The organism is Amaricoccus tamworthensis (genome assembly GCF_049800875.1).
Taxonomy (GTDB): Bacteria; Pseudomonadota; Alphaproteobacteria; order Rhodobacterales; family Rhodobacteraceae; genus Amaricoccus; species Amaricoccus tamworthensis.
This window is the reverse complement of sequence record NZ_JBNAFV010000001.1, coordinates 243,403-257,583: the sequence shown is the minus strand read 5'-3', so window position 1 is coordinate 257,583 and position 14,181 is coordinate 243,403. Positions and strand designations below refer to the sequence as shown.

Below are 14,181 nucleotides of genomic sequence, written 5' to 3'. Positions count from 1 at the left end.
CCGCTACGGTCGCGGTTGACCATAGAGTTGCGGGGCGGGGGAATTATCCGCTCACCGGGATTTAAGGCAGTGGAGCCTCCGCAACGCCCGAGAGAAACCCGTCATTGCAGTCACCGGCGGGGTGGAAACTCTCCTCGACGACAGTGGGGGTGAAGATTCCGGATGCTGCGGTCCAGCGTCCGGTGTCACGGGATCGGCGGCTGCCGCGGTGGATCGTGATGGTTCCGCTGTCCGAGTTCTCGAAGGCGGCCGGGTTGACATCGATCACCTGCGGAGACCGTCGTACGGAGCTGCCAGTGGTTTCCGCGCTGGCCATTTGAATCGGCAGGGCGGCAGAGAAAACTAAGACGGTCAGGCTCATGCGGAACATGTGATGTCCTTCCGGTTGGGTGGACGGACTCAGACCACATCAAGGTTAGCCCCGCATTAACGTGGGGCCGCAGCAGTTTCCGCGGCCCGTGCGCTTTTCTACCATTTCAGGAATTTTGTGCCCGCAACCGCTCCGGCAAGCGTCACGATGCCAATGCCGGCCACGTACCAGATTCCGAAAAACATCGGGCTGTCATCGGTGCAGAAGAAGGCATACATCGCCGCCGCCGCGCCGCCCGACATCAGCCCCGCAAACGCGCCGCACAGAGTGGGCCGGGTCGCCGCGCCGTCACGCAGTACCCAAAAGCACACCGCCGCAATCGGCAGGGCGAGCAGGGGGATGGTAGACAGACAGATCATGGCGCTGTGACCCATTGCGGTTCTCGCCCACAAATCGGGTGAGATCAGCATCATCTCCTGTCCAATGGCCAGCAATATGGCCACGGGCACAGCCAGAAGCGGCCAGATCCACGCTCCCGCCTTCGCGCCGGGGCGGCTCAGTCGAACGACGATCCCGAGACCGGCCAAAGCGACCACCCACGGAAACACCTGTTTCAGTAGCACATCGGGGCGTGTGATGGCCGTCCCGATGTCCGGCCGAATGCCGAAGAGCGCAAGAAACAGACCTCCGGTGATGAGGCCACTGACGACCAGCGCAATTACCAGACTGCGGTCAACGCGCTGTTCCATCTGGCTGTCGGCGGACAGCGTCTGAATAAACTGTTCGGTGTTCATTCAATCATCCTTTCCCGCAGACCGCTGAGCTTCTTCAGCCCACGGTGCAGCGCAACGCGCACTGCGGTCTCCGTCATTCCAAGTTTGCCGGACACGTCCGCGATACTGTCGCCGTCGATTCCGATCGAACGCACGATCCTCGCGGAGCGGTCATCGAGCTGTGATATAACCCTGTCCATGTCGCTCCTTACCGTCAGATCCTCATCGGGCTCGGCTGCGATGGTCTCGGCAAAGTCGTCGATCTGCATGTGAACGCGGCGTCCACGCGACCGGAAGGCGTCCACCACCTTGTAGCGGACAATGGCATAGAGCCACGGCCGGACCGGCAGATCCTCACGCCATGTATGGCGCTTCTGGTGTATGGCAAGAAGTGTTTCCTGCACGATATCCTCACATACCTCGTTACCAAGGCCCGATCCCCGCGACCGGGCAATACCTCTCAACAGCGGCGTCACCGCCGTCAAAAAGCCCGTATAGGCACGCTGATCGCCACGGTTGGCTGCCTTCAGAAGTTCTTCCAGGCTCGCGTCGCCAGCTGTTCCCATGCATCGTCCTTTCGGTAACGGTTGCGGGTTTGTTACATGTCCCGCCGACCTCTCCCATACGAAGTTCTTTTTTTACGGAATTCATTACAAAAAGTGAAAGTGATGAAAAGCACACAGTGGAAAAACCCTTTGTGATACGCTTGTTGTCTCAAAATAATGCGGCCTTACGGGTAAGCAGGTTGTTCACAAACTTGTGGTTGGGTGGGAAGCGTGAAAACCGAACCGGCCTCATGGTAAGGTGGGCTGGCAAGTAAACGGTTGAGGGATACGGAAACGCAATGAGCCGTTTTTACGACATGATTGCCCAGAGACTGGGGCGCTTTCTCGCCAGACGGCTGGAGGAGACGCCATCGGGGTTCGTGCCGTATACCCACGCCAATGTGGTGGCGCTTCGCCAGGTGCTCCAGCCAGGGGATGTTCTGCTGGTCGAGGGGCATGCCCGCATCTCCCAGGGGATCAAGTACCTGACCCAGTCGACCTGGTCCCATGCTGCGCTTTACGTAGGCAACGCGGTGGGTCGTGTCTCACCGACAGGGGAGCCGCTGAGCTTGATCGAGGTGGATCTGGCCAAGGGCTGCATCGCCGTTCCTCTGTCGAAATACGAGTATTTCAACACACGGATCTGCCGGGCGAGCCACCTCACCGTGCAGGACAAGGCCGAGGTTGTGGACTTCATGATCCGCAGTCTGGGCAAAAAATATGACCTGAAGAACATCGCCGACATGCTCCGATTCTTAATTCCGACCCCTCCGATTCCGGTTCGATGGCGTCGGCGGATGCTGTCGTTCGGCTCCGGCGATCCGACGCGGGCGATCTGTTCGTCGCTAATCGCGGAGGCGTTTCAGAAGATTAAATACCCGGTTCTGCCGAAGATCACGAAGGAGTTTCGCGCGGATTCCATGGCCCGGAACCAGCGCCGCGAGATCCTGCACATCCGGCACCACTCGCTTTATGCGCCGAGGGATTTTGACCTATCCCCTTATTTTCACATCATAAAACCGACGCTTGAGGCCGGCTTTAATTACCGCAACCTTGTCTGGAGCAGCAAGACCATTGGGGCGGACGGGGAAGACGCGACGGAGGGATTGAAAAAGCGACAAATGTGACCCGGGTTGAAAAAATTTGTTGCGTGACCAATATAAAGCAAACGATAAGGGTTTCGCAGGGTGCATGGCAGCCATGCGGAATTTGCAGAACACATTGGTCATGAAATGGTCATATTGCCCGAGCACCATTCAAACCGGTAAAAAAGAGGAAAACGTAGTGTTAGATTACGTGGATGAGGTCGCTTACACCAATGATCAGGGTGCCCGCGCGCAGAAGTTGTTTGCTGCGGTGGTACTGGCTGCGCTGGATGATGCGATTGCAGACGACAAGAAATACGGTAACGGCCCCGAAGTGATCGCCCGCTGGGCACGCTCCCGGGATGGCCGTGAGGTATTGATGTGCGCCGGTATCGACCCGAACGAGCGTACCGTCAAAGGCATGATGGAATTCGTTGGTCGCGGTGTGCGGACCTCCGTTGCCCTGAGCCGCGAGGAAAGTGAACGCCAGGCACAGCGCGCCGAAGCTGCTTGATACTGCCTGACGACCCGAGAAACGCGCGTACCCGAAACCCGGGTAGCGCGTTTTTTCATGGGCGGTCGCCGGATTTAAACGTAGCCGGGATCCGGTCCCAGCTAAAATTCCTCAACATGCACAATGCCTTCGACCGACCGCAGCGCCCGCACAATTCCGGGGTTGAGCGCGTAGGGTTTTTCGAGAGCGATTTCCACCTCCGCCGGCAGGGTTGGGTGGATCAGCACAAGATTAACCGGCCCGGGCCGGACGCCACGGCCCACGGAGGTGATGCTCTCAATATGGCCGGGCAGGCTGCTGGCCAGTTCCGGATCGCTGATGAAGATGCGCGCTCCCATGGAGGCGACGCCCTCAACGGCTTTGTCGATGGGAACGACGGCGGTGGCAAGCATGCTCAGGCTGTCGCCCTCCACATCGACCTTCACCGTCATCACCACATTCGAGCCCGGTTCCAGGTGTTCCCGTGACGCTTCAAGGACTTCCGAGAACACGCGTACCTCAAAAAGGCCGGTTGGGTCGGACAGCCGGACAAAAGCGAAGCGTGATCCACGTGCGGATTTGCGTTCGTCCCGGGCGGAAACCGTGCCGGCGACCCTCGCGATCATCTGGGTCTTTCCAGCCGATTTCCGAACAAGGTCCACGTAGGTCTCAACTTTTTTGCGCTTAAGTGCGCCTTCATAGTCATCCAGCGGGTGGCCGGAGAGGTAAAACCCGACCGCCTGATGCTCGTGGTTGAGCCGCTCTGAAACGTTCCACTGTTCAGGCTGCGGCAGTTTCGGTTCGGGCAGGCTGCCGGTCGCCTCGCCAAACAGGCTTTCCTGGGCGGATTCCTTTTCGCGGTGCACGGCGGCGGAATAGGCGATGAGCGTTTCGATACTGGTCAGAACCTTGCGCCGGTTGGAATCGAGAGAGTCCAGGGCGCCGGCTTTTGCCAGCATTTCCAGCGCCTTCTTCCCGATCCGCCGCAGGTCGACACGCGCCGCGAAGTCGAACAGACCCGAGAAACGGCCATTGGTGCGCACCTCTGCCGCGATCAGTTCCATGGCCTCCGCACCGACATTTTTCAGGGCGCCGAGCGCGTAGATGATCTTGCCGTCCTGGACCGAAAATTTCGGCTGTGAATGGTTCACGCAGGGCGGCACCATCTCGATATTGAGCCGGTCAATCTCCTGTTTGTAGGTCCCGAGCTTGTCGGTCAGGTGGAGATCGGAGTTCATGACGGCGGCCATGAACTCAACAGGGTGGTTCGCTTTTAGCCAGGCGGTCTGGTAGCTGACCACGGCGTAGGCCGCCGCGTGAGATTTGTTGAAGCCGTAATTGGCGAATTTGTCGAGAAGGTTCCAGACCTCCTCAGCCTTCGATTTGGAGACCCCGTTTTCCGCCGCACCCTTGAGAAATTTGGGTTTTTCGGCGTCCATGGCCTCTTGGATCTTCTTACCCATCGCGCGGCGCAGAAGGTCGGCGCCGCCGAGTGAGTACCCGGCCATTTTCCGGGCGATCTCCATCACCTGCTCCTGGTAGACGATGATGCCCTGGGTCTCGTCGAGGATCGAGTCGATGGTCTCATGCAGGTTTTCGCGTTTCTGCTGCCCGTTTTTCACCGCACAGAATGTCGGGATGTTCTCCATTGGGCCGGGCCGGTAGAGGGCAACGAGCGCGATGATGTCCTCAATGCAGTTAGGTTTCAGCTGGCGCAGGGCGCTGCGCATGCCTGGGCTTTCCACCTGGAACACGGCAACGGTCGCGGCATTGGCATAGAGCTGATAGGTCTTCTCGTCGTCGAGGGGGATTGCGCCGATATCAATGTTTTCGTTACGGTTTTTCAGAAGGTCGATCGCGTTCTGAATGACCGTCAGCGTCTTCAGACCGAGGAAATCGAACTTCACGAGACCCGCTTCCTCGACCCATTTCATGTTGTATTGGGTCGCAGGCATGTCCGAACGCGGGTCGCGGTAGAGCGGCACCAATTCGTTCAGGGGCCGGTCGCCGATCACCACACCGGCGGCGTGGGTGGAGGCGTTGCGGAAGAGGCCCTCGATCGATTTGGCGATGTCCAGAAGCCGCTGTACCTGTTCCTCGGCCCTGGCCTCCTCGCGCAGGCGCGGTTCATCCGCGAGAGCCTTTTCGATGCTGACCGGTTTTACGCCATCGACCGGGATCAGTTTCGACAGCCGGTCAACCTGACCGTAGGGCATTTGCAGCACGCGGCCAACGTCGCGCACGGCGGCTTTGGACAGAAGCGCACCGAAGGTGATGATTTGGGCCACACGGTCGCGGCCATATTTTTCCTGTACGTATTGAATGACTTCCTCGCGGCGGTCCATGCAGAAGTCGATATCGAAGTCCGGCATGGAGACACGTTCGGGGTTCAGGAACCGCTCGAACAGGAGGCTGTAGCGCAGGGGGTCGAGGTCGGTGATCGTGAGGGCGTAGGCCACCAGTGAACCCGCACCGGAGCCGCGGCCAGGGCCTACGGGGATGTCGTGGTCCTTGGCCCATTTAATGAAGTCGGCAACGATCAGAAAGTAGCCGGGGAACCCCATGCGCTCGATGACGGAAAGCTCGTAATCGAGGCGGGCGAAATAGTCCTCGCGGCTTGCGGCAAGGTCGATTGCTTCCAGCCTTGCCTCAAGCCCGGCCTTGGCCTGAAGGCGCAGCTCCTCCACCTCGTCATCGGCAAACCGGGGCAGGATCGGCGCGCGTTTTTTGGGTCGATAGGCACAGCGTCGAGCGATTTCGACCGTGTTTTCAATTGCTTCCGGAATGTCGGAGAAGAGCTCCACCATCTCGGCCTGGGATTTGAAGTAATGCTCGGCCGTCAGCCTGCGGCGGTCTTCCTGCTGGTCGACATAGGTGCCGTCCGCGATGCACAACAGCGCGTCATGGGCCTCGTACATGTCACGTTTCGGGAAGTGCACGTTGTTGGTGGCGACGAGGGGGAGTTCAAGCTCGTAGGCGAGGTCGATGAGGCCCGGCTCGCTGGCGGCCTGGGCGTCGGTGCGTGGGGTGCCATTGCTCGGATGACGCTGAAGCTCAATATACAGGCGGTTTGGGAAGGCTTTGGCCAGATTTTGTGCCAAAACCCGCGCGCGGTTGTTGAGGCCGTTGGCGATGAGCTGGCCGAGGGGGCCTTCGGCGGCGCCGGTGAGGCAGATCAACCCATCGGAGTGGGCATTGAGCGTATCGAGTGTGATATGTGGCTGCGCCGAGCCGGGGTCGAGGAAGTTTGCTGTTGAAATTTTGAGCAGGTTCTCAAACCCGGTTTCGCTCTGCGCGAGCAGAACGATGCGGTGGGGTTCGGGCGGCTGCTCGCCCGGATGTGCAGGCTTTTCATGGGCCAGACGGAACTCGCAACCGAAGATGGGCTGAATACCCGCTCCGGAGAGCTTGGCCGATAACTCCATGGCACCAAAGAGATTTCCCGTGTCGGTGATGCCAACCGCGGGCATGTCATCGGCCCTGCACAGGTCGGCCAGATCCTTGGCGGGGATGGCTCCCTCAAGCAGGGAATAGGCGGAGTGAAGGCGGAGGTGAATGAAGCGCGGATGTTCCATCCGGAGGTTGTACCAGCCCGGTAATCAGCCGCAACGGGTTTTAACCGTCTTGCGTTTCAAAAAAAAAAATTGCCTGATGGTGACGGTTTTGTGAAGCCGGTGGGGGGATTCCGTTGGCGCAAATGGAGTTCCTGGTGGCACAAAACCGGTGTGAGTTGGCGCAGATTGTATGTGAGTTGGCACAGATTGTTCCTGGTTTGGCACAGATTGCTCATGAAATGGCACAGATTGCACGGCATTTGGCGCAATCGGCAGGGTTTTGACGTGCGTTTTTCGGGGTCCGCCCGTTGACCGAACCGCTGCTCGACCTCGACGGGGTTTCCAAATCCTACCCAGGTGTGAAGGCGAATGACGACGTCCGGTTCTCGGTCGACCGGGGGGAGATTCACGCGCTGCTGGGGGAGAACGGTGCCGGCAAGTCGACGCTTGTGAAAATGATCTACGGGCTGGTGCGGCCTGACACCGGAGCGATGCGTTTCGCCGGGGCCGCCTATGAGCCGGCCGGGCCGGTGGCGGCGCGGGCGTCCGGCGTGGCGATGGTGTTTCAGCACTTCTCGCTGTTCGAGGCGTTGACCGTTGCGGAGAATATCGAACTGGGCATGGAGAACCCGCCTCCGCGGGGTGAGTTGGCCGCCCGGATTGTGAAGGTCTCGAAAGAATACGGTCTGCCGCTGGAGCCGGACCGGCTGGTCGGGGATCTTTCGGTGGGAATCCGCCAGAGGGTCGAGATCGTTCGCTGTCTTTTACAGGATCCGCGGCTTCTGATCATGGATGAGCCGACCTCCGTGTTGACGCCGCAGGAGGTGGAGATCCTGTTTGGCACTCTGCGCAAGCTGAAGAGCGAAGGCGTGGCGATCCTCTATATTTCCCACAAGCTCGATGAGATCCGGCAGCTCTGTGACCGGGCGACGATTTTGCGGCATGGTAAGGTTGTTGGCACCTGCATTCCGGCGGAGGAGACCGCGCGGAGCATGGCGGGCATGATGATCGGCCAGGAACTGGCGCATCCGGTGGCGGGCAATTTCAGTCCGGGTGAGAGACTTCTGTCGATTGAGGGGTTGAGCCTTCCAGCTTTGGGGCAGTTTGGCGTGCCGCTGTCGGATATTTCCGTGTCACTGCGCGCGGGCGAGGTGCTGGGCATTGCCGGGGTGGCCGGGAATGGTCAGGACGAGTTTATGCTGGCGCTCTCCGGAGAGCGGACATGTGCGGCGAACAGCATTCGGTTGAAGGACAGGGATGTGAGCCGGATGGGGCCGACAGCGCGGCGGCGGGTCGGGTTGCAGGCAGCGCCGGAGGAACGGTTGGGCCATGCGGCGGCCCCGGCGATGACGCTGTCGGAAAATGCGTTTCTGACCGGGCGGGTGCGCAAGGGGCTGGCGTCGAACGGGTTCTCCAAACCGTCAGCGATTGAGGCCTTCGCCAAGGACATTATCAAGGGCTTTGACGTGCGCACGCCCGGTACGGCGACGCTGGCCGGGGCGCTGTCAGGCGGGAACCTTCAGAAATTTGTGGTCGGGCGCGAGGTGTTGCAGGAGCCGGTGGTTCTGGCGGTCAATCAGCCAACATGGGGCGTGGATGCCCATGCCGCGTCGCAGATCCGGCGGGCGCTGCGGGAGCTTGCCGAACGCGGGGCCGGGGTTCTGGTGATCAGTCAGGACCTGGATGAATTGATGGAGATTTCCGACACGTTTGCGGTGCTGGCCAATGGGCGGCTGTCACCGGTGCGCCCGGCCGCGGGCATGAGCATCGAGGCGATTGGCCGGATGATGGGCGGCGATTTCAGCGTGGCGGAGAGCGGGGGTGAGCATGCTGCGCCTTGAGCCGAGAACCGAGACGACGACGCTGATCCAGGCGCTGGCTCCGGCGGCTGCGGTTCTGATCACCATGGTTGTCGGCGGGCTGTTGTTTGCCGCTCTTGGCAAGAACCCGTTTGAGGCGATCCACACTATATTTATAGAGCCGCTGTTCGACCCGTATTCGCGCACGGAACTGCTCATCAAGGCCTCGCCGCTAATTCTCATTGCGCTTGGGCTGTCCTTCGGGTTTCGGGCGGGGATCTGGAATATCGGTGCGGAAGGCCAGTATGTGATGGGTGGCCTTGCCGGGAGTGCGGTGGCACTGGCGTTCTGGAACGTGGAGGGGGCCTGGCTCCTGCCGCTGATGGCAGTGGCCGGGATTGCCGGTGGCGCGGCCTGGGCGATGATCCCGGCGTTTTTGAAGATCCGGTTCAACGCCAATGAGATCCTTGTCAGCCTGATGCTTGTGTATGTGGCCACGCTGTTTTTGTCGGCGATGGTGTCGGGGCCTCTGCGTGACCCGGACGGGTTCAATTTCCCGCAGAGCCGTCTGTTCCATGACAGTGCGCGGCTGCCCATCCTGATGGAGGGGACGCGGGTGCATGTGGGGATTATCGTGACCATGGTCGCGGTACTGGCGGCGCAGATTTTCCTGACCCGGCATCTGTTTGGATTTAACGTGCGGCTCCTGGGGCAGGCGCCGCGGGCGGCGGCGTTTTCGGGCGTGAATGCGAAGCGGCTGACCGTGATCTGCCTCGGCCTTTCCGGCGCGATGGCGGGTCTGGCGGGTCTCTTTGAGGTGGCGGGGCCGATTGGGCAGCTGCAGCCGAGCCTGCCGGTGGGATACGGGTTTACCGCCATCATTGTGGCGTTTCTGGGGCGCTTGAGCCCGGTTGGTATTCTGTTTGCCGGGATGGTGATGGCGCTGACCTATATTGGTGGCGAGACGGCGCAGTTTGCGCTGGGGATCCCGTCGGCGGCAATTTCAGTGTTCCAGGGGCTGCTTCTGTTTATCCTGCTGGCCGTTGACCTTTTGACCCGCTACCGGGTCCGGATTGTGCGGCGGGGGGAGGTCTGATGGATCTGTCGGTTGTTGATCCGGTCGCGCTGTTTGTCGGTCTGGTGGCTGCGGCGACGCCGCTTTTGTTTGCGGCGATTGGCGAGCTGGTGGTGGAGAAATCCGGTGTTCTTAACCTCGGGGTTGAGGGCATGATGATCGTCGGCGCGATCTGTGGTTTTGCCACGGCGGTCAAGACCGGTTCGCCCGCGCTGGGGTTTGTGGCCGGGGCCGCGGGTGGCTGTGTTCTGTCGCTGATATTTGGCGTGATGACGCAGTACCTGTTGTCGAACCAGGTGGCGACCGGGCTGGCGTTGACGCTGTTTGGGCTGGGGATTTCGGCTCTGATTGGCCAGCCCTTTACCGGGGTGAAATCGCCTACGGTGGCGCGGCTGGAGATCCCGGTGCTCTCGGAGATACCGCTGCTTGGGCGGCTTTTTTTCAGTTATGACATCGTGATTTACCTCGGGATTGCCCTGGTGGTCGCGGTCTGGTGGTTTTTGAAATTCACCCGGCGGGGGCTGGTATTGCGCGCTGTCGGTGAAAACCATGATGCGGCGCATTCGCTGGGCTATTCGGTGGTCGCGATCCGCCTGGCGGCGATTGCCTTTGGCGGGGCCTGCGCCGGGCTTGGCGGGGCGTATCTGTCGCTGGCGCGCGTGCCGCAATGGACCGAGGGCATGACGGCTGGCGCGGGCTGGATCGCGCTGGCGATTGTGGTGTTTTCGGCCTGGCGGCCTTGGCGGGTTCTGCTCGGTGCTTGGCTCTTCGGCGGAGTGACGATTTTGCAGCTGAACCTGCAGGCGTCGGGGTTTCTGTCCTGGCTGCAGTCGGTGGGCATACCGGCCCAGGCGCAGTATCTTTCAATGACGCCGTATCTGATCACGATTGCCGTTCTGGTGGTTATTTCCGCCGACGGCTCCAAAGCACGTTCAAATGCTCCGGCAAGTCTGGGGCGGACCTTCACCGGATCGGGCTAGATGTTCGACCAAAACATGGCATGATGCCGGATGTAACCCACAGGAGATGTATGGGATGAGACTAGTAAACACGTTTGCGGCAGCGGCTCTGGCAACGGGGCTTGCCTCCGCGGCGTTCGCACAGGATCCGACCAAGGTCGGGTTTATTTACGTGGGCCCGGTTGGCGATTTCGGCTGGACCTATGAGCATGACCAGGGACGCCTCGCGGTGATCGAGGAGTTCGGCGACGCGGTTGAGACCACGTTTGTGGAGAGCGTTCCGGAAGGCGCCGACGCCGAGCGCGTGCTGCGTCAGATGGCGCAGTCGGGTCATGACCTGATCTTCACCACCTCGTTTGGCTACATGAACCAGACGATCAATGTGGCGAAACAGTTCCCGGACGTGAAGTTCGAGCACGCCACTGGCTACCAGCGGGCGGACAACGTCTCGACCTATTCCGCGCGGTTCTATGAGGGCCGGCACGTGATCGGTCTGATCGCCGGTGGCATGACCGAGAGCAACATCGTGGGCTATATCGGGTCGTTCCCGATCCCCGAGGTAATCCGGGGCATCAACGCGGCCTACCTGGCGGCGAAATCCGTGAACCCGGACGTGCAGTTCAAGGTGGTCTGGAGCAACACCTGGTTTGATCCCGCGCTGGAGGCCGATGCCGCCAAGACGCTGATCGAGCAGGGTGCGGACGTGCTGATGCAGCATACGGATTCGACCGCGCCGATGACCATTGCCGAGGAGGAGGGCATCATCGCCTTCGGTCAGGCCTCCGACCAGTCCTCGTTTGGACCGAATGCGCAGATGACGGCTATCATGGATGACTGGGCGCCGTATTATGTCAGCCGCGTTCAGGCCGTGATGGATGGCACCTGGGAGTCCACCGACACCTGGGGTGGTATCGACAGCGGCATGGTGGCATTCGCTGATTTCTCTGACAAAATCCCGGCGGATCTGGCCGAGCAGGCCAAGGCGGCTGCGGATGCGATTGCCGCAGGCGAACTGCACCCGTTTACCGGCCCGATCAACAAGCAGGACGGATCGCCCTGGCTGGCTGAGGGTGAGACCGCCGATGATGGCACGCTGCTTGGCATGAACTTCTATATTGAGGGCATTGAGGGTGTGATCCCCAACTGATCCCCGCATTTCGCGCGTCGTGACGATTTGACCCCGCTCCGGAAAAAAGCCGGAGCGGGGTTGTTTTTTGGCTTTTGCGTGGAATCCGGCGGCGTAAGGTGCGGGCGACACAACGTGGAAGGGTCAGCCATGAAAGCAGCCGTCTGTCGCGGATTTGGAGAGCCTCTGGTCATTGAGGACGTGTTCCTCGATCCCCCCGGGAAGGGACAGATTCAGGTGCGGCTGGCGGCCTGTGCGATCTGTCATTCCGACATTTCCGCCGCTGCCGGAGCCTGGGGTGGTACCCTGCCGGCGGTCTATGGGCACGAGGCGTCGGGCGTGGTTGAGGCGGTTGGTGAGGGCGTCGAGGGCTTTGCCGAGGGCGAGAAGGTCCTGGTCACGCTGATTCGGTCCTGCGGCCATTGTCCCGCCTGTGATGCGGGGGCGCTGACCTCCTGCGATGACGCCTGGCATGTTCCGCCGTCGCCGCTGCGCAGTGCGGTGGGCGAGCCGGTGGTACAGGGGATCAACTGCGGAGCGTTTGCCGAGAACGTGGTGGTGGACCAGAGCCAGTGCATCGGTCTGCCGGATGATATTCCGCTCGATGTGGCGTCGCTTTTGGCCTGTGGCGTGATCACCGGCTATGGGGCGGTGATGAACACCGCGAAGATCCAGCCGGGGCAAAGCGTGGCGGTTGTCGGGGCGGGCGGCGTTGGCCTCAACTGCATTCAGGGTGCCGTGATTGCCGGGGCCCGGAGCGTGATTGCCGTGGATCTGACACCTGAGAAACTGGACACGGCCGCGTCCTATGGTGCGACCGCCGGAGTTCTGGCCGGTGAGGAGGCCCACAAGGCGGTGAAGGAGGCGAATGGCGGGCGCGGCGTGGATGCGGTGTTTGTCTCCGTGGGGTCGGCCGCGGCGATTGGGGCTGCGGTGCGGTTTCTGGCGCCGGGCGGATCGGTGATCGTGGTGGGTATGCCGCCAACCGGCAGTGACGTGGCGTTTGATGCGGGGATTTTGGCGGCGCTCAACCATAAGATTGTCGGCGCGCGCATGGGTGAGACCGTGCTGAAGCGGGATATTCCCATTCTGCTGGAGCACTACCGGTCCGGGGCGCTGAAGCTTGATGAACTGATTTCGGGGCGGTTTCCGCTGGAGGCGATCAACACGGCCATTGCCTCGACCCGGTCCGGCATCGCCGGGCGCAACGTGATTGTGTTCGATGATGTGAGCCCATGAAGCTGCGGGATGTGGATGTCATAGTCGTTGGCAACCCGCCGCCGGGCTTTGGCGGGCGGTATTTCATATTCGTGAAGGTCACGACCGCCTGCGGGATTGTGGGCTGGGGCGAGTGCTATGCCGCGACAGTCGGGCCGGAGGCGATGCGGGCTGTTATCACGGACGTGTTTGCGCGGCACATGGAAGGTGAGAACCCGGAGAGTATCGAGCTGATGTTCCGGCGGTGTTATTCCGCCGGTTTCACGCAACGGCCCGATCCGACCGTGATGGGGGCGTTTTCGGGGCTCGAGATTGCCTGCTGGGACATCCTTGGCAAGGCGCGGGACCGGCCGGTGCATGCGCTTTGGGGCGGGCGCATGTGGGACCGTTTGCGGAGTTATTCCTACCTCTATCCGGGACCGGACGAGCAGGCGGCGGATTTCTACAACAATCCGGAGGCCTCGGCGGCCGAGGCCACCCGGATGGTGGAGCGCGGGTTTACGGCGATCAAGTTCGATCCGGCCGGAGCCTACACAATGCGTGGCGGGCATCAGCCGACCATGCCGGATATCGAGCGGTCCGCGGCGTTTTGTCGTGAGATCCGCGCGGCGGTGGGTGACCGCGCCGATCTGCTCTTCGGCACGCATGGGCAGTTCACGCCGTCCGGTGCGGTGCGGCTTGCGCAGGCGATCGAGCCATACTATCCGCTGTGGTTCGAGGAGCCGGTGCCGCCGGATGCCCCGCTCGATTTTGCGACCGTGGCAGACAGCACGCGCATTCCCATTGCGACCGGTGAGCGTCTGAGCACCAAGGCGGATTTCGCGGTGCTGTTGCGCTCGGGGGGCGTGGGCATGGTGCAGCCCAATGTCGGCCGGGTTGGCGGGCTTCTGGAAGCGCGCAAAGTGGCCATCCTGGCGGAGGCGTTTTCCGCGCAACTGGCCCCGCATATTTATTGTGGACCGGTGGCCTGGGCCGCGAGTGTGCAGCTTGGCCTCTCGGTGCCGAATTTTCTGGTGCTTGAGACGATCGGGACCTGCGACGGGTTCTACGGCGCGCTGATCGGGAATACCATCCAATGGGAGGACGGCTATGTGGTTCCGCCGACGGGCCCGGGTCTTGGAATTGAGGTCGACGAGGACCTTGCCCGGGCTCACCCCTGGCGGGGCGACAGGCTGCACCTGGAAATGAGTGAGCAGCCGCCCGATCCGCGGGGTGAACGCCGCTTCGCGGGCGGTTGAGTTCGG

The 14,181-nt window shown here is 61.4% G+C and carries 12 protein-coding genes; 8 read left to right on the top strand and 4 right to left on the bottom strand.

Translation table 11 applies throughout. From position 1 onward, the window contains the following. Nucleotides 1-61 precede the first annotated feature (61 nt). From ACP15P_RS01260 to ACP15P_RS01250, 3 genes are all read right to left on the bottom strand, one after another. Entirely contained in the window at nucleotides 62-370 is a 309-nt protein-coding gene (locus ACP15P_RS01260; protein ID WP_424926674.1) for a hypothetical protein, read from the bottom strand. Nucleotides 371-468: 98 nt separating this feature from the next. Beyond that, on the bottom strand, nucleotides 469-1,104 hold the full coding sequence (locus ACP15P_RS01255; protein WP_424926673.1) for an NrsF family protein: 636 nt from the start codon (nucleotides 1,102-1,104) through the stop codon (nucleotides 469-471). Then, nucleotides 1,101-1,649 (bottom strand): sigma-70 family RNA polymerase sigma factor, encoded by a 549-nt coding sequence (locus ACP15P_RS01250; RefSeq protein WP_424926672.1) that lies wholly within the window; start codon nucleotides 1,647-1,649, stop codon nucleotides 1,101-1,103. Before ACP15P_RS01250 ends, ACP15P_RS01255 begins: the two co-directional genes overlap by 4 nt. 278 nt (nucleotides 1,650-1,927) lie before the next feature. Here ACP15P_RS01250 and ACP15P_RS01245 point away from each other — a divergent pair, with 278 nt between their 5' ends. Further along, nucleotides 1,928-2,755 (top strand): YiiX/YebB-like N1pC/P60 family cysteine hydrolase, encoded by an 828-nt coding sequence (locus ACP15P_RS01245; protein ID WP_424926671.1) that lies wholly within the window; start codon nucleotides 1,928-1,930, stop codon nucleotides 2,753-2,755. Nucleotides 2,756-2,912: 157 nt separating this feature from the next. Beyond that, nucleotides 2,913-3,227: a DUF6280 family protein gene (locus ACP15P_RS01240; protein WP_424926670.1), complete on the top strand. Its 315-nt coding sequence runs from the start codon at nucleotides 2,913-2,915 to the stop codon at nucleotides 3,225-3,227. Between the two features lie 101 nt (nucleotides 3,228-3,328). On the opposite strand, the gene dnaE is transcribed toward ACP15P_RS01240, so the two are convergent. Beyond that, nucleotides 3,329-6,781, bottom strand: a complete 3,453-nt coding sequence (dnaE, locus tag ACP15P_RS01235) for a DNA polymerase III subunit alpha (RefSeq protein WP_424926669.1) — start codon at nucleotides 6,779-6,781, stop codon at nucleotides 3,329-3,331. A 287-nt stretch (nucleotides 6,782-7,068) separates the two neighbouring features. On the opposite strand from dnaE, the gene ACP15P_RS01230 reads away from it, so the two are divergent. The 6 genes from ACP15P_RS01230 (at nucleotide 7,069) to ACP15P_RS01205 (ending at nucleotide 14,175) form a co-directional block, all read left to right on the top strand. After that, on the top strand, nucleotides 7,069-8,601 hold the full coding sequence (locus ACP15P_RS01230) for an ABC transporter ATP-binding protein (RefSeq protein WP_424926668.1): 1,533 nt from the start codon (nucleotides 7,069-7,071) through the stop codon (nucleotides 8,599-8,601). Continuing rightward, on the top strand, nucleotides 8,588-9,655 hold the full coding sequence (locus ACP15P_RS01225) for an ABC transporter permease (RefSeq protein WP_424927285.1): 1,068 nt from the start codon (nucleotides 8,588-8,590) through the stop codon (nucleotides 9,653-9,655). Before ACP15P_RS01230 ends, ACP15P_RS01225 begins: the two co-directional genes overlap by 14 nt. Continuing rightward, entirely contained in the window at nucleotides 9,655-10,614 is a 960-nt protein-coding gene (locus ACP15P_RS01220; protein ID WP_424926667.1) for an ABC transporter permease, read from the top strand. Before ACP15P_RS01225 ends, ACP15P_RS01220 begins: the two co-directional genes overlap by 1 nt. Nucleotides 10,615-10,669: 55 nt before the next feature. Beyond that, nucleotides 10,670-11,740, top strand: coding sequence for a BMP family ABC transporter substrate-binding protein (locus ACP15P_RS01215; RefSeq protein ID WP_424926666.1), 1,071 nt, complete (start codon nucleotides 10,670-10,672; stop codon nucleotides 11,738-11,740). A 129-nt stretch (nucleotides 11,741-11,869) separates the two neighbouring features. Further along, nucleotides 11,870-12,958 (top strand): zinc-binding dehydrogenase, encoded by a 1,089-nt coding sequence (locus ACP15P_RS01210; RefSeq protein ID WP_424926665.1) that lies wholly within the window; start codon nucleotides 11,870-11,872, stop codon nucleotides 12,956-12,958. Continuing rightward, the gene (locus ACP15P_RS01205; RefSeq protein WP_424926664.1) at nucleotides 12,955-14,175 is read left to right on the top strand and encodes a mandelate racemase/muconate lactonizing enzyme family protein; all 1,221 of its coding nucleotides are present in this window, start codon (nucleotides 12,955-12,957) and stop codon (nucleotides 14,173-14,175) included. The genes ACP15P_RS01210 and ACP15P_RS01205 overlap by 4 nt, the downstream gene beginning before the upstream one ends. The last annotated feature ends 6 nt before the right edge of the window (nucleotides 14,176-14,181 follow it).